The organism is Paraciimarium castrense LEGE 11436, from assembly GCF_056633055.1.
Genome location: NZ_JBSJOW010000001.1, coordinates 392,743 through 415,052 on the forward strand (window position 1 = coordinate 392,743; position 22,310 = coordinate 415,052).

Annotated in this window: 24 protein-coding genes and 1 tRNA gene; 9 read left to right on the plus strand and 16 right to left on the minus strand. The window is 69.7% G+C overall.

Annotation, left to right across the window (positions count from 1 at the left end):
- The first annotated feature begins 14 nt into the window (after positions 1 to 14).
- Positions 15 to 419: a hypothetical protein gene (locus ACWJIO_RS02135; protein WP_186699746.1), complete on the plus strand. Its 405-nt coding sequence runs from the start codon at positions 15 to 17 to the stop codon at positions 417 to 419.
- On the opposite strand, the gene ilvD is transcribed toward ACWJIO_RS02135, so the two are convergent.
- From ilvD to upp, 3 genes are read right to left on the minus strand one after another with little or no spacing between them, the layout of a single operon-like run.
- Positions 403 to 2,073 carry a dihydroxy-acid dehydratase gene (ilvD, locus tag ACWJIO_RS02140; RefSeq protein WP_480311077.1) on the minus strand — a complete coding sequence of 557 codons (1,671 nt, stop codon included), beginning with the start codon at positions 2,071 to 2,073 and terminating at the stop codon, positions 403 to 405. The two genes, ACWJIO_RS02135 and ilvD, sit on opposite strands and share 17 nt — an antisense overlap.
- Positions 2,074 to 2,102: 29 nt before the next feature.
- The gene (locus ACWJIO_RS02145; protein WP_480311079.1) at positions 2,103 to 2,465 is read right to left on the minus strand and encodes a hypothetical protein; all 363 of its coding nucleotides are present in this window, start codon (positions 2,463 to 2,465) and stop codon (positions 2,103 to 2,105) included.
- A 24-nt stretch (positions 2,466 to 2,489) separates the two neighbouring features.
- Positions 2,490 to 3,146: a uracil phosphoribosyltransferase gene (gene upp, locus ACWJIO_RS02150; RefSeq protein ID WP_480311081.1), complete on the minus strand. Its 657-nt coding sequence runs from the start codon at positions 3,144 to 3,146 to the stop codon at positions 2,490 to 2,492.
- A gap of 39 nt (positions 3,147 to 3,185) precedes the next feature.
- On the opposite strand from upp, the gene ACWJIO_RS02155 reads away from it, so the two are divergent.
- Together ACWJIO_RS02155 and cobW are read left to right on the plus strand one after the other, a co-directional pair.
- Positions 3,186 to 3,710, plus strand: a complete 525-nt coding sequence (locus ACWJIO_RS02155) for a pentapeptide repeat-containing protein (RefSeq protein WP_480311083.1) — start codon at positions 3,186 to 3,188, stop codon at positions 3,708 to 3,710.
- The gene (gene cobW, locus ACWJIO_RS02160; protein ID WP_480311085.1) at positions 3,707 to 4,804 is read left to right on the plus strand and encodes a cobalamin biosynthesis protein CobW; all 1,098 of its coding nucleotides are present in this window, start codon (positions 3,707 to 3,709) and stop codon (positions 4,802 to 4,804) included. Before ACWJIO_RS02155 ends, cobW begins: the two co-directional genes overlap by 4 nt.
- Here cobW and ACWJIO_RS02165 read toward each other — a convergent pair.
- Positions 4,801 to 5,208 (minus strand): hypothetical protein, encoded by a 408-nt coding sequence (locus ACWJIO_RS02165; protein WP_480311087.1) that lies wholly within the window; start codon positions 5,206 to 5,208, stop codon positions 4,801 to 4,803. The two genes, cobW and ACWJIO_RS02165, sit on opposite strands and share 4 nt — an antisense overlap.
- Before the next feature lie 95 nt (positions 5,209 to 5,303).
- Between ACWJIO_RS02165 and purS the strand changes: the two genes are divergently transcribed.
- Together purS and purQ are read left to right on the plus strand one after the other, a co-directional pair.
- A complete protein-coding gene (purS, locus tag ACWJIO_RS02170; protein WP_480311089.1) occupies positions 5,304 to 5,588 on the plus strand; it encodes a phosphoribosylformylglycinamidine synthase subunit PurS in 285 nt (94 codons plus the stop codon).
- A complete protein-coding gene (gene purQ / locus ACWJIO_RS02175; RefSeq protein WP_480311091.1) occupies positions 5,585 to 6,238 on the plus strand; it encodes a phosphoribosylformylglycinamidine synthase subunit PurQ in 654 nt (217 codons plus the stop codon). Before purS ends, purQ begins: the two co-directional genes overlap by 4 nt.
- Here purQ and ACWJIO_RS02180 read toward each other — a convergent pair.
- Positions 6,231 to 6,821, minus strand: a complete 591-nt coding sequence (locus tag ACWJIO_RS02180) for a peroxiredoxin (RefSeq protein WP_480311093.1) — start codon at positions 6,819 to 6,821, stop codon at positions 6,231 to 6,233. The two genes, purQ and ACWJIO_RS02180, sit on opposite strands and share 8 nt — an antisense overlap.
- Positions 6,822 to 6,964: 143 nt before the next feature.
- Between ACWJIO_RS02180 and ACWJIO_RS02185 the strand changes: the two genes are divergently transcribed.
- A complete protein-coding gene (locus tag ACWJIO_RS02185) occupies positions 6,965 to 7,276 on the plus strand; it encodes a hypothetical protein (RefSeq protein WP_480311094.1) in 312 nt (103 codons plus the stop codon).
- Between the two features lie 259 nt (positions 7,277 to 7,535).
- On the opposite strand, the gene ACWJIO_RS02190 is transcribed toward ACWJIO_RS02185, so the two are convergent.
- From ACWJIO_RS02190 to psb32, 6 genes are all read right to left on the minus strand, one after another.
- A tRNA-Met gene (locus ACWJIO_RS02190) sits at positions 7,536 to 7,609 on the minus strand.
- 30 nt (positions 7,610 to 7,639) lie between these two features.
- Positions 7,640 to 8,611, minus strand: coding sequence for a peptidoglycan DD-metalloendopeptidase family protein (locus ACWJIO_RS02195; RefSeq protein WP_480311096.1), 972 nt, complete (start codon positions 8,609 to 8,611; stop codon positions 7,640 to 7,642).
- A gap of 242 nt (positions 8,612 to 8,853) precedes the next feature.
- Entirely contained in the window at positions 8,854 to 9,336 is a 483-nt protein-coding gene (locus ACWJIO_RS02200; protein WP_480311098.1) for a tRNA (cytidine(34)-2'-O)-methyltransferase, read from the minus strand.
- Positions 9,337 to 9,340: 4 nt separating this feature from the next.
- The gene (cobU, locus tag ACWJIO_RS02205; RefSeq protein ID WP_480311100.1) at positions 9,341 to 9,922 is read right to left on the minus strand and encodes a bifunctional adenosylcobinamide kinase/adenosylcobinamide-phosphate guanylyltransferase; all 582 of its coding nucleotides are present in this window, start codon (positions 9,920 to 9,922) and stop codon (positions 9,341 to 9,343) included.
- A complete protein-coding gene (pxcA, locus tag ACWJIO_RS02210; protein WP_480311102.1) occupies positions 9,909 to 11,054 on the minus strand; it encodes a proton extrusion protein PcxA in 1,146 nt (381 codons plus the stop codon). Before pxcA ends, cobU begins: the two co-directional genes overlap by 14 nt.
- A 6-nt stretch (positions 11,055 to 11,060) precedes the next feature.
- Positions 11,061 to 11,759, minus strand: coding sequence for a photosystem II repair protein Psb32 (psb32, locus tag ACWJIO_RS02215; protein WP_480311104.1), 699 nt, complete (start codon positions 11,757 to 11,759; stop codon positions 11,061 to 11,063).
- Positions 11,760 to 11,847: 88 nt separating this feature from the next.
- Between psb32 and ACWJIO_RS02220 the strand changes: the two genes are divergently transcribed.
- Positions 11,848 to 12,543, plus strand: coding sequence for a cofactor assembly of complex C subunit B (locus ACWJIO_RS02220; protein ID WP_480311106.1), 696 nt, complete (start codon positions 11,848 to 11,850; stop codon positions 12,541 to 12,543).
- On the opposite strand, the gene lptC is transcribed toward ACWJIO_RS02220, so the two are convergent.
- The gene (gene lptC / locus ACWJIO_RS02225; RefSeq protein ID WP_480311107.1) at positions 12,449 to 13,621 is read right to left on the minus strand and encodes an LPS export ABC transporter periplasmic protein LptC; all 1,173 of its coding nucleotides are present in this window, start codon (positions 13,619 to 13,621) and stop codon (positions 12,449 to 12,451) included. The genes ACWJIO_RS02220 and lptC overlap by 95 nt on opposite strands.
- On the minus strand, positions 13,618 to 15,222 hold the full coding sequence (locus ACWJIO_RS02230) for a methionine--tRNA ligase (RefSeq protein ID WP_480311108.1): 1,605 nt from the start codon (positions 15,220 to 15,222) through the stop codon (positions 13,618 to 13,620). The genes lptC and ACWJIO_RS02230 overlap by 4 nt, the downstream gene beginning before the upstream one ends.
- Positions 15,223 to 15,295: 73 nt before the next feature.
- Here ACWJIO_RS02230 and ACWJIO_RS02235 point away from each other — a divergent pair, with 73 nt between their 5' ends.
- Entirely contained in the window at positions 15,296 to 17,164 is a 1,869-nt protein-coding gene (locus tag ACWJIO_RS02235; protein ID WP_480311110.1) for an FAD-dependent oxidoreductase, read from the plus strand.
- Between the two features lies 1 nt (position 17,165).
- Here the strand turns inward: ACWJIO_RS02235 and ACWJIO_RS02240 are convergent, their stop codons facing one another.
- The 3 genes from ACWJIO_RS02240 to rpmG form a co-directional block, all read right to left on the minus strand.
- The gene (locus tag ACWJIO_RS02240) at positions 17,166 to 19,160 is read right to left on the minus strand and encodes a ribonuclease catalytic domain-containing protein (RefSeq protein WP_480311111.1); all 1,995 of its coding nucleotides are present in this window, start codon (positions 19,158 to 19,160) and stop codon (positions 17,166 to 17,168) included.
- 46 nt (positions 19,161 to 19,206) lie between these two features.
- Positions 19,207 to 19,428, minus strand: a complete 222-nt coding sequence (gene rpsR, locus ACWJIO_RS02245) for a 30S ribosomal protein S18 (RefSeq protein WP_010308434.1) — start codon at positions 19,426 to 19,428, stop codon at positions 19,207 to 19,209.
- Between the two features lie 88 nt (positions 19,429 to 19,516).
- Positions 19,517 to 19,711 carry a 50S ribosomal protein L33 gene (gene rpmG / locus ACWJIO_RS02250; protein WP_186699712.1) on the minus strand — a complete coding sequence of 65 codons (195 nt, stop codon included), beginning with the start codon at positions 19,709 to 19,711 and terminating at the stop codon, positions 19,517 to 19,519.
- 150 nt (positions 19,712 to 19,861) lie between these two features.
- Between rpmG and pheT the strand changes: the two genes are divergently transcribed.
- Positions 19,862 to 22,309 carry a phenylalanine--tRNA ligase subunit beta gene (gene pheT / locus ACWJIO_RS02255; protein WP_480311114.1) on the plus strand — a complete coding sequence of 816 codons (2,448 nt, stop codon included), beginning with the start codon at positions 19,862 to 19,864 and terminating at the stop codon, positions 22,307 to 22,309.
- Position 22,310 lies beyond the last annotated feature (1 nt).

Sequence of the window (22,310 nt, forward strand, 5' to 3'; positions counted from 1 at the left end):
ACCTGGCCCAACGCGTGGCGGCGGCGGCCGACCTCTGCCGCAAGCCGCTGCGCCACGCCGTGCTGGCCGCCACCGACCCAGCCAAGCCGGACGCGCCCAGCCTGGAGCAGATGGCCGAGCTGCAGGACTGCTGCCTGAAGCTGGAGGTGCGCAGCCCTGCCGGAGAGCGCCTTCCTGAGGAAGACCTGGAACTGGAGCTCTACCGCAGTGGCGATGACCTCCACCTCACCCTGGCCTGGGCTGCGGACCCGGAGCTCCCCATGCTCTGGCAGGGGCGCCATCCGGTGTGGATGAGCAGCAACGGCAGTCGCTGCGAACGGCCAGGGGCGGGGCTGCCGCTGGAAGCGCTGGCGCGGCGGCTGCGGGCCCTGCTGAGGCCGGAACCGCCCGCTCCGGATCTGCTCAAGCCAGATCGGTGACAGCCCCGAGGCTGCTGCTGCTCACCAGGCGGGCGTACTTGCCCAGCACGCCCGTGCGGTAGCGGGGTTCGGGGCGCACCCAGGCCGCCCTTCGGCGCTCCAGCTCTTCAGCAGCCACGTTGAGCTGCAGCAGCAGCTGATCGGCATCCACGGTGATGCTGTCGCCCTCCTCCACCAGGCCGATGGTGCCGCCAACGGCCGCTTCCGGCGCCACGTGGCCCACCACCAGCCCATAGGAACCCCCGGAAAAGCGACCATCAGTGATCAGGGCCACCGATTCCCCCAGCCCCTGGCCCACGATCGCGGCGGTGGGGGAGAGCATCTCCCGCATGCCGGGGCCTCCCACGGGGCCCTCGTAGCGCACCACCACCACATCCCCGGCATGGACAGCGCCGGCCAGGATCGCCTCCAGGGCACTCTCTTCACTCTCGAACACCCGCGCCGGCCCGGTGATCACCGGGGTCTTGACGCCCGAGATCTTGGCCACGGCTCCCTCTTCCGCCAGGTTGCCCTTGAGGATCGCCAGATGGCCCTTGGCGTAGAGGGGCCGGCTGAGCGGGCGGATCACATCCTGGTCTGCCGGTGGGGTGGAGGGCACGTCGGCCAGCACCTCGCGCAGGCTGCGGCCCTCGATGGTGCGGCAGTCGCCATGGAGCAGGCCGGCCTCCAGCAGCAGCTTCATCACCTGGGGGATGCCCCCGGCCCGGTGCAGTTCCACCGTCACATAGCGGCCACTGGGCTTGAGATCGCAGATCACCGGCACCCGCTGCCGGATCACTTCGAAGTCGTCGATGCTGAGGGGCACGCCGGCCGTGCGCGCGATGGCGAGCAGGTGCAGCACCGAATTGGTGGAGCCGCCCACGGCCATGATCACGCTGATGGCGTTTTCAAAAGCCTCCCGGGTGAGCAGATCGCGGGGGCGGATGTCGGCGGCGATCGCCCGCACGAGCACTTCGGCGGAGCGGGCGGCACTCTCGGCCTTCTCCGGGTCTTCGGCCGCCATGGTGGAGCTGTAGGGAAGGCTGAGGCCCAGCACCTCGAAGGCCGAACTCATCGTGTTGGCGGTGAACATGCCACCGCAACTGCCGGCACCGGGGCAGGCGTTCTTCTCGATGGCGGTGAGCTCGGCCTCGTCGATGCGGCCGCCGGAAAACTGGCCCACGGCCTCAAAGGCGCTCACCACGGTGAGATCGCAGGGCCCGAGTCTGCCGGGTTTGATCGTGCCGCCGTACACGAAGATCGCCGGGATGTTCATGCGGGCCATGGCCAGCATGGCTCCGGGCATGTTCTTGTCGCAGCCGCCCACCGCCAGCAGGCCGTCCATGCTCTGGGCGTTGCAGGCGGTTTCGATCGAATCGGCGATCACCTCGCGGCTCACCAGGGAATACTTCATCCCCTCGGTGCCCATCGAGATGCCATCGCTCACCGTGATGGTGCCGAAGGTCTGGGGCATCGCCCCCGCCAGCTGGGCGGCCTGCTCGGCCCGGCGGGTGAGGTCGTTGAGGCCGAGGTTGCAGGGGGTGATCGTGCTGTAGCCGTTGGCGATGCCGATGATCGGCTTGGCGAAGTCGCCGTCGCCGAAGCCCACGGCCCGCAGCATGGCCCGGTTCGGGGAACGCTGAACGCCCTGGGTGATGGCAGCGGATCGGAGCATGGCCTCAGCGGAAAGTGCCTGCAAGCAACTTACCGAGAGCCCTGACGGCCAATGCTGAGGGTTTCCAGCTGACGGCGCACATCCTCGATGGCCTCGTTCAGCTGGTGCACCTTCTGATGCAGCTCCCGGTCGTTGCTGGCCGCCATGGAGCCTGGCGCCGGCAGGCCCTCCACCGCCCCACCGCTCTCCTGCAGGCGCGTGAGCCGCAGCACCCGCTGCTGACGCATGCTGCCGCGGCGTTGCTCCGATTTCGACAGCAGCCACCAGCCCAGCCCGGCCGCGCCGAGCACTGCTCCCGCCAGGGCACTGATCAGCAGAGCCGAGGAGTCGCCGGCAGCGGGGCTGGTTGCCGCTCCACCTGGGTGTCCCTGACCAGCCTGGCGATCAGCCATCAACAGCGCACAAGTGACCCAACCCTAGGCAGAGGCGGCGGCCCGGACGACAGCCCCGTTCCCCGGCATGCCGAAGAGCCGTTCGGCCACCGTGCCGATGCCGGGATCAATCGCCCCCTCGCCGGTCAGATCCGGATCGATGCAGCCGGCGTAAAGCGTGAGGCTGGGGAACTGCTCACCGATCGCCTTCAGCCCAGGCGAGGCCACCAGGGCCGTGATCACGCGCAGCCGTTCGCCCTCGACCCCCCGCTGCTGCAGCTGGCGAAGCAGCTCAAGCAAGCTGTACCCGGAGGCCACCTCCGGGGCGAACACCAACACGCCGCAACGGCTTTCGATCTCCTCAGGCAGCAGGGTGCCGAGGCGATCCACGTGGCGCACCCGGGCCGCCGGCAGCACCGCCCGGGCCCCATCCCAGAGCCCCAGCCCCGCGGTGAGCACGGGCAGGGCCAGGATCGGCACCTCCGCATCCACCACCCGCCCTTCGGTGGCGCCCAGACAGCCCTCGATGGCGGTGTTGCGCTGGGGCAACCAGTCGCGCACGGCCTCGTAGGTGAGCCAGCGACCCAGCTCGGCCGTGGCGGTGGCATAGACGGCCGCCGGGGTGTGCCTGTTGCGCAACACACTGAGCCAGTGGCCGATCAGGGGGTGGGGGGGAACCACCACCCGCAGGGTCATCCCCATGGTTGCCATAAGTTGATGCCTCACCGTAGTTGTGCGTCCATGGCCGGCATCCGCTCGCCGCTCCAACCCCTGCCGCGCCTGCTGCTGCTGGGCGTTCTGTTGCTGGGGGTTCTGGTCGGCGCTTCGCCGGCGGCTCTGGCGATCACCGCCCCCGAGCTGCGCGGCCAGCGGGCCGTCCAGGATCTGCAGCCGGACATGCACGGCCGCAACCTGCGTCAGCAGGAATTTCTCAAGGCCACGCTGGATGGCTTCGACTTCAGCGAGGCCGACCTGCGCGGCGCCGTGTTCAACGGCAGCTCCCTGCGGCAGGCGAATCTGCAGGGGGCCAACCTCGAAGACGTGGTGGCCTTCGCCAGCCGCTTCGACGACAGCAACCTGGAAGGAGCCGTGCTGCGCAACGGCATGCTGATGCAGAGCCGTTTCCGCGGCAGTCAGATTGAAGGGGCCGACTTCACCGACGCCGTGCTCGACCTGCCCGAGCAGAAGGCGCTGTGTGCCCGGGCCAGCGGCACCAATCCGCTCACCGGCGTGAGCACCCGCGAGAGCCTCGCCTGCCGCCCATGACAACCCAACCTTCCGTCCGTCTTCCCGTCACCGTGGTGACCGGCTTTCTGGGCGCCGGCAAGACCACCCTTCTGAGGGAGCTGCTGCTGCATGGAGGCCAGCGTCTGGCGGTGCTTGTCAACGAGTTCGGCGAGGTGGGGCTCGATGGGGCCCTGCTGCGCAGCTGCGGCTTCTGCCCTGAAGAAGAGATCGGCTCCCGCCTGGTGGAACTCACCAACGGCTGCCTCTGCTGCACGGTGCAGGACGATTTCCTGCCCACCATGCAACAGCTGCTGGAGCGGGCCGACCAGCTGGACGGCATCCTGGTGGAAACCAGCGGGCTGGCCCTGCCGGAACCGCTGCTGGCCGCCCTGGGCTGGCCCGAGATCCGCAGCCGCACCTGGGTGAACGGCGTGGTCACGGTGGTGGATGGGGCCGCCCTGGCCCAGGGGTCGGTGGTGGCCGATCCGGCGGCCCTGGAGGCCCAGCGCCTGGCCGATCCAAGCCTCGACCACCTCACCGCCATCGATGAGCTGTTCGCCGAACAGCTGGAGTGCGCTGATCTGGTGCTGGTGAGCCATGGCGATCAACTCGATGCCGCTGGTCTCGAGCGCATCCGGGAGCGGGTGACGCCGCTGGTGCGACCCGGCACGCCGCTGCTGCCCATGGACCGCGGTGGCATCGATCCAGCCCTGGTGCTCGGGATGGCCGCAACGCAGCCTCAAGCTGAGCGCGCTGAGCATCTCTGTGCCGATGACCACCCCCACGACGGCGACGACCACGACCATCACGACCACACCCATGTGGCGATGGAGTCGGTGGTGCTGGAGTGGAACGGTGAGCTGCAGCGCCCGGCCCTGGAGGCGGCCATCCGCAGCCTCTGCCAGGAGCAGGGGATTGTGCGGGTGAAGGGACGGCTCTGGTTACGGGGCAAGGACAGGCCCCTGGTGTTGCAGGCGGTGGGCCCGCGGCTGGAGAGCTGGTTTGAGCCTGCGGCTGAGCCGCGTGTTCCGGGCGTGGAGCTGGTGCTGCTGGGGTTCGGGCTCGACACAGAGCGGCTGGAGCGGGCCCTGATCCAGGGGCCTGGTCCAGGTCCATCAATCCAGGGTCCTTAATCGAGGGGGAAATCGCCCTGGGCGCACACTCCGTTCCAGCAGAGGGCTGGGTCCTCCGTCCAGCGGGCCTGCACCGGCACCCAGGCTGGCACTGGGTCGGCTGGGCTGGGACGCTGCATGGTCACGGCACCACGGCCATCATGGCGGAACTCCAGGCGCTGGCCATCGAGCAGCAGGCTCCAGCGCTCACCGAGCCGCTCCACCAGCAGGCTGCAATCGCTCCAGGGGCCGCTGCCGTCGCGACAACGCAGAGCGATCGGCTCGAGGGGCCGCTCAAGTGCCCCTCCTGAAAGGGGTGCATCGGCTTGGGCTCCTCCTTCTGCAGTCCCGTCAGGTGCCGCGCTCGCAAGGGCAGGCAGCAGCACCAGCACGGCCACCAGGCAGCCGCGACCGAGGCAAGCCAACATGCCGTGCCCTTCAAAACGACCTCTTCAAGCTGTCCACGCACCGGGGGAGGGGACCATCGGGCTGCCAAGATTTAACAAACAGCGGCTGTGTCGTGCCTGTCTTCAGCGCTCGCGTGCAGGTCACCCTGCGACCTTCGGTTCTCGACCCTGCTGGGGAGGCCACCAGGGCGGCGGCGGCCCGCCTCGGGGTGACCGGCCTGCGCCGGCTGCGGATCGGCAAGGCGATCGAACTGGACCTGGAGGCCGCCGATGCCGCCGATGCCCGCCAGCAGCTGGAGCTGCTGGCAGGCCGGTTGCTGTCCAACCCGGTGATCGAGAACTGGAGCCTGGAGCTTCAGGAGCAGGCCGAAGCCCATCCCCCAGGAGCATCGCTGTGAGTGTGGGCATCGTGGTGTTTCCCGGCTCCAACTGCGACCGGGATGTGCGCTGGGCCCTGGAGGGGTGCCTGGGGCTGGACATCCGCTTCCTCTGGCATGAACAGCGCGATCTGGGCGGGCTGGATGCCGTGGTGCTGCCGGGGGGCTTCAGCTATGGCGATTACCTGCGTTGCGGCGCCATTGCCAGCTTCGCTCCTGTGCTCGAGGAGGTGCGGAGCTTCGCAGAAGCCGGTGGACCGGTGCTGGGCATCTGCAACGGCTTCCAGGTGCTCACCGAGATGGGCCTGCTGCCCGGGGCACTCACCCGCAATGGCCGCCTGCACTTCCTCTGTGAACCGGCACTCCTGGAGGTGAACCCTGGCCCGTGCCGCTGGCTGCAGGGCTATGGCAGGGAAGAGCGGATCAGCCTGCCGATCGCCCATGGTGAAGGCCGTTATCAGGTGGAAGCTGATGACCTGAAAACCCTGGAGGAGCACGGGCAGGTGGTGCTGCGCTACGCCAACAATCCGAATGGTTCAGTGGGAGATGTGGCCGGCCTGTGCAACAGAGCCGGCAACGTGTTGGGCCTGATGCCCCACCCGGAGAGGGCCTGTGACCCTGCCTTGGGGGGCATCGATGGCACCAGGCTGCTGCAGAGCCTGCTCAGCTGACGGCAGCGAAGAAGTCTTTCGACTTCACCGGGTCGGGGTTCATGGTCTTGTCGCCTGGCTGCCAGTTGGCGGGGCAGACCTCATCGGGGTGGCTCTGCACGTACTGGAAGGCCTGCAGCACCCGCAGGGTTTCGTCGACGCTGCGGCCCACGGGCAGGTTGTTGATCGTGCTGTGCATGATCACGCCCTCGGGATCGATCACGAACAGACCACGCAGGGCCACACCGCCCTCCTCATCCAGCACCTCGTAGGCGCGGGCAATCTCTTTCTTGAGATCGGCCACGAGGGGGTAGCTGATGTCGCCGATGCCGCCGTCCTTGCGGTCGGTCTGCACCCAGGCGAGGTGGGAGAACTGGCTGTCTACGGAGACGCCCAGCACCTCGGTGTTCTTGCTGGTGAAGTCGGCGTAGCGATCGGAGAAGGCGGTGATCTCCGTGGGGCACACGAAGGTGAAGTCGAGGGGATAGAAGAACAGCACCACATACTTGCCGCGGTACTGGGAGAGGGAGATCTCCTGGAACTCCTGATCCACCACGGCAGTGGCGGTGAAATCAGGGGCCTGCAGGCCGACGAGGCGGGTCATGCGCAAGTGCGAGCGAAGGGGGGGAAGCACGCAACCGGACTCGCTTGAGCGAACTCGATCCGACTTCCAGTTACACCCTACAATTTATCACAAGCTTCTGCAGGCCAGGCCATAGGCTGGCATGAATTCCGCGAGTTGAACGGATGGGTTGGGATCCAGGCGTGCTGCGTAAGTACAACACCACGGGCCACTTCCGCCTGCTGAGCCAGTTGCGCGGCGAACTGAAGGCCCATCCCCTGGTGCGCCCCAAGGAGGGCCAGACCATCGGCGAGGTGAACCGCAGCAAGGGGCTGATCCGGGCGATGGAGGCCCGGGGCACCGGCCGCAGCCGCCGTGCCGTGGCGGCTGCCCAGGCCGCTGCCGCCTTCCCGGTGGTCGTGAGCGACGAGAGCCTGGAGGCGGCCCAGCGGGACCCCGAACTGGGTCTTGTCTCGAGCACGGCGCCTCTGGAGTGAACGCGCTGGGGCATCACCACGCCAGGAGTGCGGCCTCTTTCAGCCACAGCAGCGATGCAGTTCGGCCCTTGAGGAAGTGGACAACGTGAGGCTCCTGAACGGAGCTTCGGCGGCTGTTCTGATCCAGCCAATGGAGTGCTGAGGTCAAGCTGCCAGGGACCATGGTCAGACGCAGCGGTCACTGGATTCATTGATTCAGCAGCCTCAGCTCAGCTGGGGCAATGGTGAAGATCACCGTGGCCGGAAGGGCCTAGCATGATGGCTCGGGGGAGACTTGAACTCCCGACCTTGGGGTTATGAATCCCACGCTCTAACCAGCTGAGCTACCGAGCCCTACGGGCCTCTCCAGCCGGGCTGACTCTATCAGGCGCGGGGAGGCAGGAACTGGAGCGGATTGACGGCTCCCCGGGCCGGGGGGTGTATCTCGAAATGCAGGTGGGGACCGGTGCTGCGGCCGGTGCTACCCATCAGGGCGATCAGGGTGCCCTGGGACACGTCCTGACCGGTGGTGACCATCAGCCGGCTGTTGTGGGCATAGAGGGAGCGGCTGCCATCAGCGTGGGCGAGGGTCACGAGGTAGCCATAGCCGCCGTCATGCCATCCGGAAAAAGCAACCCGGCCCCGGCGGGCCGCCACGATCGGTGTACCCACGTTGTTGGCCACATCGATGCCCTTGTGCATGCGGCCCCAGCGCCAGCCGTAGCCTGAGGTGAACACGCCTTTGGTGGGCCAGATCCAGCCATCGCCGATGGGCTGCTTGTTGTCGAAGCTGTTGTTCTCCGTGCCCAGCCCAGGAATCTGGGGCCAGCTGAGGCCACCACTGGTGGAAGGCTTGAGGCCCAGCACGGCCCGCTGCCGCACCGGAGCGGCCTGCACCAGCTGCACCTCGTTGCCGGCTACCAGCCGGGCGGTCTGCATGCCGGGGTTCAGCTTCAGCAGTTCGGCCATCGTGAGGCCGTAGCGCTGGGCGATGGCCATCACGGTGTCACCCAGGCGTACGACGCCCTTGGACTGAACCGGGGGTGGGGTCTGCAGGGGGGGCGTGCGGCGCAGTTCGGACGTGTCCACGGAAGCCAGCAACTTCACGGCCCGGGTCTGCTGGGCTGGCACCACGAGCCACTCGCCGCGATCAAAACGGTGATCGGCCTCGACCTCATTGAGGCTGGCCAGCCGCTCAGTGCGCATGCTGAGCTCGCGGGAGAGCTCATCAATAGTGACCGACTGGCGCACTTTGACCCAGAGCTTCTCGGAGCTGGGACTGGGCCGTGCCGCCAGGAGGGTGTCAATGGAATCGTCAGCCTCGCCGGGGGTGAAGGCCTGGGTGACGGCAGGCACAGCGGCCGCGAGCGCGGCGGAGAGGAGCAGAGACGTTTTGATTGGTGACAAAGGCTTCAAAGGTTGTTCCCCTAAACGACAAAGCTCAGTAGAGAAGCCGGGATCTCTGAACCGCGCAGACCGTAGCGGACGAGCCCCCAGGGATCAAGTGCTTCTGGGCACGGAATCGCAGCCTGCCCTCGCACCAGTCCGGTGGCCAGCACCCGGGGCAGCAGGAGATATCCCTGTCACTGCAACGGGTCTCAGGTATCAATCGGGCCCTGCTGTCGCAACGCCTCGAACAGCACCACCGCCACCGCCACCGACAGGTTGAGGCTGCGCACCCCGCCCTCGGGATGCTGGCGCGAGCGGGTCATCGGAATCGTGATCGCCTGGTCGGTCTGGGCCAGCACGTCGGAGGGCAGCCCATCGCTCTCGCGGCCGAACAGCAGCCAGTCGTCGCGCCGGAAGCGGATAGCGGTGTAGGTGGTGGCCGCGAGGGCGCTGAGGGCCAGCAGCCTCCCTCCGCACTGCTGGCGGTGACGCTCGAAGGCGGCCCAGTCGGCGTGGCGGCTGAGCGGCACGTAGGGCCAGTAGTCAAGCCCGGCCCGCCGCAGGCTGCGGTCACTGATCTCGAAGCCGAGGGGCTCCACCAGGTGCAGCTCCTGGGCCGTTGCCGCGCAGGTGCGGGCCACATTGCCCGTGTTGGGCGGGATCTGAGGCTGAAAGAGCACGATCCGTGGCATGGGCTCAGCGCGGCACCGGCTCACTGAGAGCGTGCAGATCGAGGGCCCGGCCGGCCACCACCAGCCAGGAGCGTTGACAGCAGCGGGCCAGCTCCTGTTCGACGCTGCCCAGCCGATCACGAAACAGGCCCCCGACCGCCGTGGGAGGCACCACGCCCCAGCCCGTCTGCTCACTCACCAGGATCAGGCGGCCCGGGCAGGCCTGCACGGCGCCGGCCAGGGCTTCCACGCTGGCCTGCCAGCGCAACGGCGGCTGCTGCAGCCCCCAGGCCACCCACGAGCCCAGCGCATCCACCAGCGCCAGTTCGCTGGGCTGCAACTGGAGCAGGGCGTCCGCCAGCCCTTCCTGCAGCTCCGCCAGGCCCCAGTGGGGTGGGCGCCGCTGCCGGTGGAGCTCCAGCCTGGCCTGCCAGTGCGGATCCTCGGGATGGCGCTCGGCGGTGGCGATGTACAGCACCGGGCCGGGGTGCTGCCGTGCCAGCTGCTCGGCCCAACGGCTCTTGCCGCTGCGGGCCGGGCCCGTGACCAGCTGACAGCGGGGGGCCAGGGCCCTGCCGCCTGGGACCGCAGACTCAGCCGCCGCCATTCATGTTGCGCAGGGTGGCCACAGAAGAAGGCGACACACGGTTGAGGTAGCGGAAGATCCAGTACTTGAACACCGTGGCCAGGATCACAGGGAAGGTGGCAATGAACAGGAGGATGAAATTCTCCTGGGCGGGCAGACCGAAGTGATTGGCCACCCCATCCAGCAGCACGGTCCAGCCCTCGGGGCTGTGAAACCCCACAAAGATGTCTGTGAACAGAATGATCGCAAAGGCCTTGGCGCTGTCGCTCAGGCCATAAACCAGTTCATCCAGGAAACTGCGCAGCACCTGCAGGTCGCGGCGCCAGACGACGCACACCAGCACAAACCCCACCAGTCCCCCCAGGTCGGCGAGGACGTTCTTGATGGCGTGGGTGCTCTCCTGATCCGCGGCTTGCTTGAGCTCCTGCGCCCGCTGGGCCAGCTTGGTATGCAGCTCGGTGGCGCTGGGCAGCTCCTGGCCCCTGAGCAGCGAATCGAATTCGATTTCAGCCCGGTACACTCGCAGTTGCTCCACAGCCCGCTCCTCCAGCTGGGGTTTGGGGTAGCTCAGAAAGGCGTAGTCCGTGGCGAAGCGATCCACCAGGGGCGACACCACATAGGTGCGGCTGATCTGCTGCACCAGCACCGGCACCAGCACCAGCAACAGCAGGATCCGCAGCGAAACCAGGGTGGAATCGCGGCGCCGGCGGAAGCCGGCCACCATGTTGGCTTCGGCCTCCGGATCGAGCTGGCGGCGCACCTGGTCCACCACACCCAGCAGGCTGCGTGGCAGCACCTCAGGGGTGCGGCTGATGGCGGGCAGGGGGTTGCGCCTGCTGTCGTAGCGCGCCAGCACCGATTCGATCAACTGCAGCTGGCGCAGCTCCTGGCCCACAAGCTCGCCGCGATGCTGACCCAGGCTCCCCAGGCTCTGCCGGCAGACCTCCAGGGCCGCCTGGAAGCGGCGCAGCAGCTGGGCCTGAGCACCGGCAGGCAGAGGCAGCACGATCTCGGGCCGCACGGGACGGTCGTTGTAGTGCTCCAGCTCGATGCTCTGGATCAGCAGCGCGGCTTCATAGCCCCGCTCCAGGTCGTGGCTGAGGTCGAGCGCCTGGGCCCGGCGGAAGGAGCCGAGCCAGTTGGTGAGGGCCATGGATGCTCAGCGGGAGAAAACCCACCAGGTGGCCATCGGCACGACCGTGCCCACCACCAGCAGCACGATCACCCAGGTGAAGGCCTTGCTGTCGGCGGTCTCCTCCCGGGTGGGCACGTTGGTGGGCAGCGTGGCGGCCTCCACCTGCAGCGGCTCGCCGGGATCCTCTCCGGTGTCGAGCACGGTCTGCAGGCGGGCGATGCCATCAAGGCTGGCCTGGCGGAAGCGGGCGCCCTCGCGGATCGGCTGGGCCATGGTGGTGCGGGCCGTGCTCTTGAGCAGCTCAGCGTTGAGCCGGTTGTCCAGGGCTGCAGACGCCACCACCGCGGCGGTGTTGGTCTTGCTGTCGATCAGGAACAACAGCTGACCCTTGTCGCTGCCCTGCACCGCCCAGCGCTCCAGCAACTGCTGGCCCAGCTGGCGCAGGCTGACGCCGTAGTCCAGCCGCTCCACGGTGACCAGGTGGGCCTCCACCTGGGCGGCCTGCAGGGCTTCCAGCTCCCGGCTCACCTCGCCATTGGCGGCGCGGCTCAGCACCTGGGCCTGATCGAGCACCCGCTCCTGGGGCGCTTGGCCAGGGAAACTGGCCGCCGACAAAGCCAGGGCGGGGGTGGCGGCCCCCAACAGGAGCAGCAGGCTCACCAGCGCCGCCCAGTAGCGCCGCAGGCTGGGGCCGAAGGGGCGGTGCTGGGGGGGGAGCGACATCGAGGGTCTGGGCGCGCGTGCCTTTAGTTTGCCTGCTCTGGCCAGGCCTGGCTGAACGTCGCCTGGTTCCCACCGCGTCGCCGCTGCCATGAGCCTGCCCGCGCCAGCGAAGCTGTGTCTCAGCTGCGGGCTGCTTGGCCTGGCGCTCACGGTGTCGAACCAGCTCACGGCCGGAAGCCTCAGCCCCCCCCTGGAACGGGCCGGCGTGCTGGCCAGCCTGCTGGCGGTGGGGCTGATGCTGGTGGCCGTGCTCTGGACCAGGGCCGTGCCGGAAGCGGCGGCCCGCGTCCCGCTGGCGGGCCGGGAGGGCTTGGAGATCGCCGAAGGCCTCTCCGCCGCCGTGTGCGAGGAGCTGGGCTGGGGCAGCCAGATGCTGCTCACAGCCACCCCCGCCGCCGTGGTGCTGGTGCAGTGGCAGCAGCACTGCCTGCTGCGTCGTGGCCTGATGGCCGACACTCCGTTCACGCCGGGGGCCATCTGCCGCCAGGCCATGGCCCGCGGCCGGGTCGTCTCCCTGGTGAACCTGGCGCTCTACCCCGGCCGGGAGGAGTTTTCGACCCTGTTGCCGGAGTTGCCTGCCGTGGTGGTGCAACCCCTGGGTGAGGAGGGGGTGCTGCTGGTGGGGGGCTGGGCGCCGCGCTGCTTCAGCCGCGCCGACCTCACCTGGATCGAGGGCTGGAGCCAGCGGCTCACAGCGCGATTGGCGGGCGTTTGCGCTCCCCCCGGGTTGCCGCCGGATCCGGCCCCGGGGCCGGAGCCCGGGGAACCTGCAGCTGGGTCCTGACCCGACCCGAGCCGCCGCCCCCGAAGCTGACAAAGCCATTCTCCGCCACCTTGCCCGTGAGGCGATCGGCCCGGGTCAGCTGCTTGTTGGCCTCCCGGCGCAGCACCACGCCACCGCTGGCCTCCACGGCGCCACTGTCCCAGTTCCACTGGCAGCGCTGGGCGGTGAGGCGGTCACCGGGTTGGCTGAGCTGGCAGCCGGAGCCCACCACGGCCAGGGAGGTGCCGAAATCGATGCTGAGTTGATCCCCCACCAGACGGGCTTCCCCCATCTGGGCCTCGAAGGGCGAGTCGGTGCTGAGCAGGCGGCGGGGGAGGTCGATGCGGGCGTCCCGGGCCGTGAGTGTGCCGTTGCGGTCGGGGTCGTCCACCCGAACGGGACCCTGCAGATCGATGGTCTGGCGGCGGGTATCGGCGGTGAGCGACGGTGCGCTCAGCCGCTGGGGAGCGCGGTCTGGCAGCTGGCGCTCGCCCCGCACCGGCCCGCGGCCCTGCAGAGAGCCGGTGCGGGGCAGCCAATCAACGCCTTCCATGGCCAGGCGGAGGGGATCGGGCCCGCTGCGCACCAGGGTGGGAGCACCCCGCAGCTCCAGGCGATCGGCATCGATCAGAAAGCGCGCCCGCTGGCTGGTGAGCCGCAGGTCGGCCTGGGTGGCCACGGGGTTGCGGTCCAGTTCCATCAGCTCGCGGGCCGGGTACCAGCGCACCCGCTGGGCCGTGATCACCAGGGGCTCGGCCCCATCCTCGAGCCGTTGCAGCCGGGTCGCTCCCTCCAGCTGCACCACCTCGCCGTCATTGAGCACCACGCCGTTGGCGGCCGTGAAGCGGTAGGCCGGCTTGCCGTTGCTGTAGAGCACCCCCTTGAGATCGCGTGACTGAGCCACCCGGCGGCTGAGGTCGTAGCGGGTTTCCGGGCTGGTCAGTTCCCAGAGGGGCCGCCCCTGGGCGTCCTGCTGGCGCAGGTTGAGGCTGCGGAACACAAACGGCTGGGCCGCCTCCGGTTCGCGCGGACCGTTGCGGCAACCAACCGCCAGGAGCAGCAGACCCAGGCTGAGCAGGGCAGCGCCGACGCGCCTCACAGGGGGCCGTCGAGCTCGAGCCGCAGCATCACGGGCTCCGGTTCAGGCAGGGCCTGGCCCGGCTCCAGAACGCCCCAGCGCTGGGCGGCCAGCCAAGGCGGATCCTGCGCGGCAAAGACCCCTGGCCCTGGCCCGGAGTCAGCGTCACTGCCCAGGTGCTCCTGACCCAGTTGGGCCAGCATCCGGCCGGAGAGCTCCGGCACCAGCGGCGCCAGCAGCACCGCCACCCAGCGGGCCGCCTCCAGCACGGCATAGAGGTCGGCGGCCACCGCCGCCTCCTGGCCGAGTTGCTTCATCTGCTTCCAGGGAGCCTGGTCGTTGAGATAGCCGTTGGCGGTGCCGGCCAGCTGCAGCACGGCCTCGGCAGCGCGGGGAAATCTAAGGGTGTCGAGGCCCTCGCGCACTTCGCCGGCGGCATGGGCAGCCGCCAGGGCCAGGGGGTGCTGGTCGCTGAGGGCGGCGCCGGCTGGTGGCACAGCTGCCGCGAACCACTTGCGGGCCATCGAACTGGTGCGGTTGAGCAGGTTGCCGATCGTGTTGGCCAGGTCGTTGTTGACCAGATCGCTGAAGCGTTGCTGCTGGAAGTCGCCATCGTCCCCGAATGGGATGTCGCGCAGCAGATACCAGCGCACCGCATCGCGGCCGCAGCGCTGCAGCAGCACGTCGGGATCGAGCACGTTGCCCAGCGACTTGCCCATCTTCTGCCCCTCCCGCGTCAGAAAGCCATGGCCGAAGACCCTCTCCGGCAATGGCAGGCCGGCGGAGAGCAGCATGGCCGGCCAGTAGACGGCATGGAAGCGCAGGATGTCCTTGCCGATCACATGCAGCTGGGCGGGCCAGCCCTGCTGCAGCAGCTGATCGAGGTCCGGTGGCGCCGCCCCGGGGGCTGGGTCCTCCAGCAGGGCCGACAGATAGCCCAGCAGGGCGTCAAACCACACATAGAAGGTATGGCCCGGATGGCCCGGCACCGGGATCCCCCAGGGAAGATCGAGGCGGGAGATGGAAAAATCGCGCAGGCCCTGGGCCACGAAGTTCTCCACCTCACGGCGGCGGCTGGCCGGTTCAATGAAACCGGGCTGGCGGATCAGGCTCTCAATGGCCTCCTGGTAGCGGGAGAGCCGAAAGAACAGGTTCAGCTCATCGCGCCATTCCAGGGGCTTGCGGTGGATGGAGCACTCCGGATCCTGGGCCTCGTGGGGGTCGTCCTTGAACTCCTCGCAGGCCACGCAATACCAGCCCTGCTGCCGGCCCTCCACCACATCGCCACTGGCCTCCACCCGGGCGAAGAACTGCTCCACCAGCTGACGGTGGCGGGGGTCGGTGGTGCGGATGAAGCGGTCGTGGCTGATCTGCCAGCGCTGCCAGAGATCCCGGTAACCGGCACTCACCTGGTCGCAGTGGTCCTGGGGGGAAACGCCGGCGGCCTCGGCGGTGCGTTGGATCTTCTGGCCGTGCTCGTCGCAGCCGGTGATGAAGGTGACCCGCTCGCCCCTCAGGCGCTGGTAGCGGGCCATGGCGTCGCAGGCGATGGTGGTGTACGTGCTGCCCAGGTGGGCGCGGTCGTTGACGTAATAGAGCGGGGTCGTGAGGGTGTAAGACATGCGGCGGGAAATGGCCCTGTGCCGGTGCCGGATCCTACTGAGCACTCCGCTGCCTCCTCCGCCGATCAACCCCATGCAAGACGAGCGGTTTCCCATCGTGGTGTGGGGCGGCGGCAGCGGCGGTGTGGCGGCCGCCCTGCAGGCAGCCCGGGCCGGCAGTGCCACCCTGCTGCTCACCCCGGGGGGCTGGCTGGGCGGCATGGTGAGCGCCGCCGGCGTCTGCTGCCCTGACGGCAACGAGCTCAGCCCCTGGCAGAGCGGCCTCTGGGGGGCCCTGCTGCGGGAGCTGGCCCGCCGCGAACCCGGTGGGCTCGACCACAACTGGGTGAGCTGCTTTGGCTACCGGCCGGCCACGGCCGAGGCGATCCTGCGCCACTGGGTGGCCGGCACCGAGGGGCTCACCTGGTGGCCCTGCTGCCGCCTGCGGCAAGTGGATCGCCAGGGTGACCGCATCAGCCGGCTGCTGGTGGAGCGCTCGGGCCCTGGAGGGCCTGATGGCGCGGGGGCGCCTGCGGACACCGTGGCGCTCCATCCTGAGCTGGTGATTGATGGCAGTGATCGGGGCGAGTTGCTGGCCCTGGCCTCGGCCGGTTTCCGCCTCGGCTGGGAGGAGCAGGAGCTGTGGCAGGAGCCCAGTGCCCCGTCGCGGCAGCGCCTCAGCAGCGAACCCTTCTTTCAGGCCCAGCCCGTGCAGTCGCCCACCTGGGTGGCGATGGGCCGCCTGCGCGCCCAGCAGGGGTGTCCCGCCGGCAAGCGCAGCCTGCCGCCAAACTTCGCCGGTGCCACCAGCCGCTTCGGCCTGGAGCGCACCCTCACCTATGGCCGCCTGCCCGGCGACCTGGTGATGCTGAACTGGCCCCTGCACGGCAACGACTGGCACGGCCAGGGCCACTGGCCCAGCCAGCTGGAGCGGGCCTTCAGCCTTGAGGCGGCTTCAGATCCCTGCGCCCAGGGAGAGCTCGAGCAGGCGATGCAGGCCCATAGCCTCGCCTTTGCCGCCGCCCTCGAGGAGGCCAGCGAGGGCTGGCTGCAGCTGGCCGAGCTGTTTCCCCTGCACCCCGGCAGCGCCGACCTGGCGGGGCCGTCGCCCCTGGCCCTGATGCCCTACTGGCGCGAGGGCCGCCGGCTCAAGGGGCTGAGCACGGTGCTGGAGCAGCAGCTGCTGCCCCAGGCCGAGGGCGCTTCCATCGCCCCCCTGCCCTGGCGGCAGGGCCGCATGGAGGCGATCGCCGTGGGCAACTACGCCAACGACCACCACTACCCAGGCCCCGACTGGCCCCTGGCCCCGAAGAGCTGCCGCTGGGGCGGGCGCTGGAGCGGAACCCCCTTCTGCATGCCCTATGGCGCCCTGGTGAGCGCCGACACGGTGAACCTGCTGGCGGCCGACAAGGCCACCAGCGTGAGCCACATGGCCAACGGCGCCACCCGCCTGCAGCCCCTGGTGCTGAACGTGGGTCAGGCCGCGGGCCTGGCGGCGGCCCTGTGCCTGCGGCTGGGCTGTCGGCCGGCGGAGTTGCCGGTGCTGCAGCTGCAGCAGGCCCTGGTGCAGGACCCCCTGGCGCCGGCTGGCCCCCTGCCCCTGTGGGATACGCCCTGGCACCACCCGCAGTGGCGGCAGCGCCAGCAGGCGGCCCTGGCGGATCCAGCGCTGCTGGGGGCTGACGGGTCCCTGGCCTGCGACGGCCGCGCCGCGCTCGGTGCGGATCTGGACCCCCATCAGGCCCCGGCCGAGCCCCACGAGCAGACCTGGTCCGGCCTGATGATTCCCGGCGGCGACGGCAGTTATGTACTGGAGCAGGGAAGCAGCCGCTGGCCCGTGATCACCCTGGAGCCGGCCATGCATCACTGGCTACAGCAGCTGAGCGGGCCCCGGCAGCTCAGCCTGGTGGGCTGCGCCAATCCCTGGGGACCCTGGCTGCGGCTCTCCAGGCTGGCCAGCTGAATCAGGCCCTGGCGGACAGCCGCAGCTGGTCGCGCAGCGGATCCACCTGCTGCACCTCCACCACGAGGGGGTCTCCCGGCTGCGCCCCCGGGGGACACTCCGCCGCCAGATCCATGGCCAGCTCCTCCAGGTGAATCAGTCCAAGCCCGTCCTGGGGCCGAAGCCAGCGCAGGAAGGCCGCCTCCCACTGCTCGCTGCGATGGGCTTCGAACCACACCTGCTGCCAGTGGCGTTGATCGTCACGACTGATCTGGATGCCCTGGCGGATCGGCGCCTCGATCGCCTGCAGCACCTCCTGCAGGGCCTCGGCATCGAGGGCGGGCTCCCCCTGCTGCTGGGCCCAGAGCTGGCGTTGCACCAGCAGGTCGCCATAGCGACGGATCGGGGAGGTGGCCTGGGCGTAGGCGTCGAGGCCGAGGCTGAAGTGCGGGCTCGGCTGGGTGCCCGTGTGCCCGCGGCTGAGGCAGCGCTTGAGGGCGGCATGGCGCACCGGGCCGGCGGGCAGAGCGTTGAGTTCGGCGTCGGGCGGCAGTTCGGCCGGCAGCTGGCTGCGGTAGGGCAGGGCCAGCCCGTGCTCCTGCCCGTAGCCGGCCACCACGGCACCGGCCAGGATCATGGCCTCGGCCACCAGCAGCCGGGACGCCCCGGGCTCGGTGATCTCCAGCTGGGGCTCGCCGTCAGACACCCGGATACGGCCTTCCGGCTGGTCCATCAGCAGCGCCCCCCGGGCCAGCCGCCACTGGCGACGCCGCTGCAGCAGGACATGCAGGTCGCTGAGGTCCGGGTCCTGCGGTGGCGCCAGCTCGATCAGCTCATCGGCGTCGGCATAGCTGAGCCGGTAAACCGGCCGCACCCAGCTGCGCAGCAGGCGGCTGCTGACCACGGCCCCTTCCTCGGTGAGTTCCACCCCCAGGCTCCAGGCGGCATTGCGGCAGCCGGCCCGCAGGCTGAGGGGCCCGGTGGCCAGGGCCGGGGGGAACATCGGCAGGGTGCCGCTGGCCAGGTAGAGGCTGCTGCCGCGGCGCCGGGCTTCCAGGTCCAGCGGTGACCCCGCGGCCACCAGCCGGCCCGGGTCGGCCACATGGATCCACAGGCGCAGGCCGCCCTGCGGCAGGCGTTCGAGGGCGAGACCGTCGTCGATGTCCCGGGTGTCGGGGTCATCGATGGTCACGCAGTGCTGATGGGTGAGATCCAGGCGCTGCTCATCGCCAGGCTGGAGCTCGGCGGCCTGGGCGATCAACCGCTCGGCCTCCGCCTCCAGCGCGGCGCTGAAGCCCTGCTGCCAGCTGCTGGCCTGCAGGGAGGGCAGGCGGTGGAGGTCCCAGTGGCCCAGGTCCACCAGCAGATGGCGAATGGCGCCGCCATCGGTCGTGCAGCGGGCCGCGTGCAGGGCGCGGGCCAGCTCCACCGGCAGGGGGGTGTCCTGCTCGCCGCTGGCCCAGGCCAGCAGCAGCTCGAGTTCAGCCTGGTGCTCCGGCGCCAGCTCCTGGCGCTGGATCGGAGTCCGCCGCCGCAGGGCGTCATGCCACTGGGCCTGGCGCTGCTGCTGCCGGGCCAGGCGATGGCGGTCCTGCCGCAGGCGGCGCAGATCGTCAAGGGGACGGGCGCTGATGCCCTGCTGGCGGCTGCGGAACCAGAGCTGGGGACCCTGGAGCCACTGCCAGCAGGCGGCCATCACCTGAGGTTCGCGGCTGGAGGCCACCAGCTCGGCCCAGTCGTGAAAGGGCCAGAGGCCCTGGTCTTCGCTGAGCAGCAGCCAGGCGGCGGCGAAGTCGCGGCGTCGCGGCAGGCTCTGCGCCACCTCGGCCTCGCTGAAATCCCAGGGGGCAACCCCCAGCCGTGGCGGCGCTGAGGCAGCACCGGCAAGGGGAAGGATCAGCTCCACCTGGCGGCGGGGGAGCTGCTGCTGGCGGTGGTGGAAGCCCACGCTGAGCTCCAGCCTGGATCCCTGGATCTGGAGCACCACAGCGAGGTGGGCACCCCGCTCGTCGCTCACGCCGACCAGATCGCCGGGATGGAGTGCGGCCTGGGCCAGGGGATGCTCAGCCTTCGGGGTTCACGAACGGCAGCAGCGCCACGATGCGGGCCCGCTTGACGGCGTTGGTGAGGTCACGCTGCTGCTTGGCGGTGAGGCCGGTGAGGCGGCGGGGAAGGATCTTGCCGCGCTCGGTGATGAACTTCTTGAGCAGATCGACGTCCTTGTAGTCGATCGGATCACCGGGCTTGATCGGCGATAGACGCTTCTTGAAAAATGAACTGGCCATGGGAGAGAACGAAGGGAGAGGGGGAAGAAGACAGGCAAGGCCGTTGCGTCACCAGGCCACGACCAGCGCGCGGCTCAGGTGGTCGGGTTCACTTGATTTCCTTGTGAACCGTCGACTTGTTGCAATGGGGGCAGAACTTCTTCAGCTCCATGCGTTCGGTGGTGTTACGGCGGTTTTTCTCCGTGGTGTAACGGGAGACACCAGGAGACCGCTTGGCGGGGTTGGACCGGCATTCGGTGCACTCGAGAGTGATCACGATCCGGACGCCCTTGTTCTTAGCCATGAAGGACGTTGCGCCGCGTGTGCGATGCGAAGGGGACAAGGATGGACTTTACCTTCCCGCCCCACTCCCCCCCCGGCTTCCGCCAGTCAGCGGGGGCCAGCCGCCCGTGGCTCCCTAGGATCCGCCCCTGGCTGACGCAGAACGGGAACCATGCGGGTATCGCTCCAGTGGCTGAAGGAGCTGGTCCGCATCCCGGAGTCCGGCCGATTCAGCTGGCCGGCGCCTGAGGCCTTGGCGGAGCGGCTCTCCGTGGCCGGCTTCGAGGTGGAGGCGATCGAGAACCTCGCCGAACGCGCCGCCGGCGTGGTGGTGGGCCTGGTGCAGGCGCGCGATCCCCATCCCGACGCCGACAAGCTGAGTGTCTGCCGGGTGGACGTGGGCGGCGGCGAGGCGCTGCAGATCGTCTGCGGGGCCGCCAACGTGCGCGCCGGCATCCACGTGCCGGTGGCCCTGGTGGGCACCACGCTGCCGGCGGTGAACCTCACGATCAAGCCGGCTGAGCTGCGCGGTGTGGCCAGCAGCGGCATGATCTGTTCCCTCAGTGAGCTGGGGCTCGAAGGCAGTTCGGGCGGCATTGCCGTGCTTGAGGAGCTGGTGGCTGAGCTGCCGGCGCTGGGCAGCCCGGTCGGTCCGTGCCTGGGGCTCGACGACGTGGTGCTGGAGCTGGCGATCACCGCCAACCGCCCAGACGGGCTGGCGATGCAGGGCATGGCGCGCGAGGTGGCGGCGCTGCTGGGGCTCCAGACCTGCCTGGATGTGCCCCGCCAGGCCTGCGCTTCTGCGCCCCTGCCAGTGAGCCCTGCCAGCAGGCAGGTGATGGAGCGCGGCGGACTGTTCAGCCTCACAGCCCTCACAGGCCTGCAGGTGGCGGAGTCGCCAGCGTGGCTGCAGCGCCGCCTACACAAGGCCGGCATCCGGCCGATCAACAACGTGGTGGACATCACCAATCTGGTGATGCTGGAAACGGGCCAGCCCCTGCATGCCTTTGACCGCGACCGCGTGGCTGCCCTCAGCGGCGGCCAGCCCGATCCGGCCCTGCTGGGTCTGCGCCAGGCCACGGATCAGGAGCCGTTCACAGCCCTGGATGGCGAGAGCCGCCAGCTGAGTGACGAGGCCCTGGTGGTGACCTATGCCGACCAGCCGATCGCCCTGGCCGGCCTGATGGGCGGCGCCGCCGAAGCCGTCGCGCCCGACACAACCGCCATCTGGCTGGAAGCCGCGGTGTTTGCCGCCCAGGACGTGCGCCGCTCGGCCCGCAGTGTGGGCCTGCGTACGGAGGCCAGCAGCCGCTTTGAGAAGGGCCTGCCCCTGGAGGCCACCCTGGCCGCCAGCGACCGGGCCTGTCAGCTGTTCCAGCAGCTCTGCGGCGCCCGGGTCGAGCAGCGCTGGCTGCAGCAGCGGCCCCTGAGCCCGGCAGCTCCCCTGCACCTGCGCCGCGATGCCCTGCACAACCTGCTGGGCCCGGTGCTCGTGGAGGGGCAGCCGCAGGATCTGGAGGACAGCCGCATCGAGGCGACCCTGGCCGCCCTGGGCTGCAGCCTGGAGCCCGACGACGAGGGCTGGACCGTGCAGGTGCCCCCCTCCCGGGCGATCGATCTGCAGCGGGAGGTGGACCTGATCGAGGAGGTGGCGCGGCTGGTGGGCTACGACCAGTTCGCCAGCCACCTGCCCGACCCAATGGAGCCGGGCGGGCTGGAGCCGGCCCAGCAGGCGGAGCGGCGCCTGCGCCGCGCCCTCTGTGGCGCCGGCCTGCAGGAGCTGTGCAGCTTCTCCCTGGTGGCCGAAGCACCGGGCCGTCTGCCGCTGGCCAACCCCCTTCTGGCCGACTACGGCCATCTGCGCGACAGCATGCACGGTGAGCTGCTGGCGGCGGCGCTGCGCAATCTGCAGAGCGCGCAGCAGGGCTTCTGGGGCTTTGAAATCGGCGCGGTGTTCACGGCAGACGGCGATCAGCGCCAGCTGCTGGCCGGGGTGATCTGCGGGGAGCGCCGCTCGGAGCGTTGGACCAGCAGCGGCAAGCCTTGCCCACCCGACTACTTCCGCGCCCGCGGGATCCTGCAACAGGGGCTCGCGGCCCTGGGCCTCAGCACCGAAGACCGCCCCCTCACGGACGAGGCCCTGCTGCACCCGGGCCGGGCGGCCCAGATCGTGCTGGAGGGTCGGCCGGCGGGTTGGTTCGGCCAGCTCCATCCCGCCGAGGCGGACCGGCTGGATTTGCCCCAGGGCTGTCACCTGTTCCAGCTCGAACTGGCCCCCCTGCTCGCCGCCGCCACCCGCGCCAACCGCTGGCAGCCGGCGTTCCGCCCCTTTGCCACCGTGCCGGCGGCGGAGCGGGACCTCGCCCTCGTGGTGCCGGTAGCCACCCGGGCGGCCGCCCTGCTGCAGGTGATTCGCAAGGCGGGCAAACCGCTGCTGGAGCAGGTGGAGCTGGTGGATCGCTACCAGGGCGCCCAGCTGGGGGCAGACCAGTGCAGCCAGGCCTTCCGGCTGCGCTACCGGGAAGCCGGCCGCACCCTCACCGACTCCGAAGTGGAGAAGGCCCACGCCAGGATCCGCCAGGCCCTGGAAACCCAGCTCGGGGCCCAGCTGCGCAGCTGAG

Coding starts and splice junctions, on each gene's coding strand:
- ACWJIO_RS02155 (WP_480311083.1), top strand. CDS start 3,186: ATGGCCGGCATCCGCTCGCCGCTCCAACCCCTGCCGCGCCTGCTGCTG.
- ACWJIO_RS02145 (WP_480311079.1), bottom strand. CDS start 2,465: ATGGCTGATCGCCAGGCTGGTCAGGGACACCCAGGTGGAGCGGCAACC.
- ACWJIO_RS02220 (WP_480311106.1), top strand. CDS start 11,848: ATGAGCCTGCCCGCGCCAGCGAAGCTGTGTCTCAGCTGCGGGCTGCTT.
- ACWJIO_RS02200 (WP_480311098.1), bottom strand. CDS start 9,336: ATGCCACGGATCGTGCTCTTTCAGCCTCAGATCCCGCCCAACACGGGC.
- upp (WP_480311081.1), bottom strand. CDS start 3,146: ATGGGGATGACCCTGCGGGTGGTGGTTCCCCCCCACCCCCTGATCGGC.
- ACWJIO_RS02185 (WP_480311094.1), top strand. CDS start 6,965: ATGGGTTGGGATCCAGGCGTGCTGCGTAAGTACAACACCACGGGCCAC.
- pheT (WP_480311114.1), top strand. CDS start 19,862: ATGCGGGTATCGCTCCAGTGGCTGAAGGAGCTGGTCCGCATCCCGGAG.
- psb32 (WP_480311104.1), bottom strand. CDS start 11,759: ATGTCGCTCCCCCCCCAGCACCGCCCCTTCGGCCCCAGCCTGCGGCGC.
- ACWJIO_RS02235 (WP_480311110.1), top strand. CDS start 15,296: ATGCAAGACGAGCGGTTTCCCATCGTGGTGTGGGGCGGCGGCAGCGGC.
- cobW (WP_480311085.1), top strand. CDS start 3,707: ATGACAACCCAACCTTCCGTCCGTCTTCCCGTCACCGTGGTGACCGGC.
- ACWJIO_RS02180 (WP_480311093.1), bottom strand. CDS start 6,821: ATGACCCGCCTCGTCGGCCTGCAGGCCCCTGATTTCACCGCCACTGCC.
- rpmG (WP_186699712.1), bottom strand. CDS start 19,711: ATGGCTAAGAACAAGGGCGTCCGGATCGTGATCACTCTCGAGTGCACC.
- rpsR (WP_010308434.1), bottom strand. CDS start 19,428: ATGGCCAGTTCATTTTTCAAGAAGCGTCTATCGCCGATCAAGCCCGGT.
- ACWJIO_RS02230 (WP_480311108.1), bottom strand. CDS start 15,222: ATGTCTTACACCCTCACGACCCCGCTCTATTACGTCAACGACCGCGCC.
- cobU (WP_480311100.1), bottom strand. CDS start 9,922: ATGGCGGCGGCTGAGTCTGCGGTCCCAGGCGGCAGGGCCCTGGCCCCC.
- pxcA (WP_480311102.1), bottom strand. CDS start 11,054: ATGGCCCTCACCAACTGGCTCGGCTCCTTCCGCCGGGCCCAGGCGCTC.
- ilvD (WP_480311077.1), bottom strand. CDS start 2,073: ATGCTCCGATCCGCTGCCATCACCCAGGGCGTTCAGCGTTCCCCGAAC.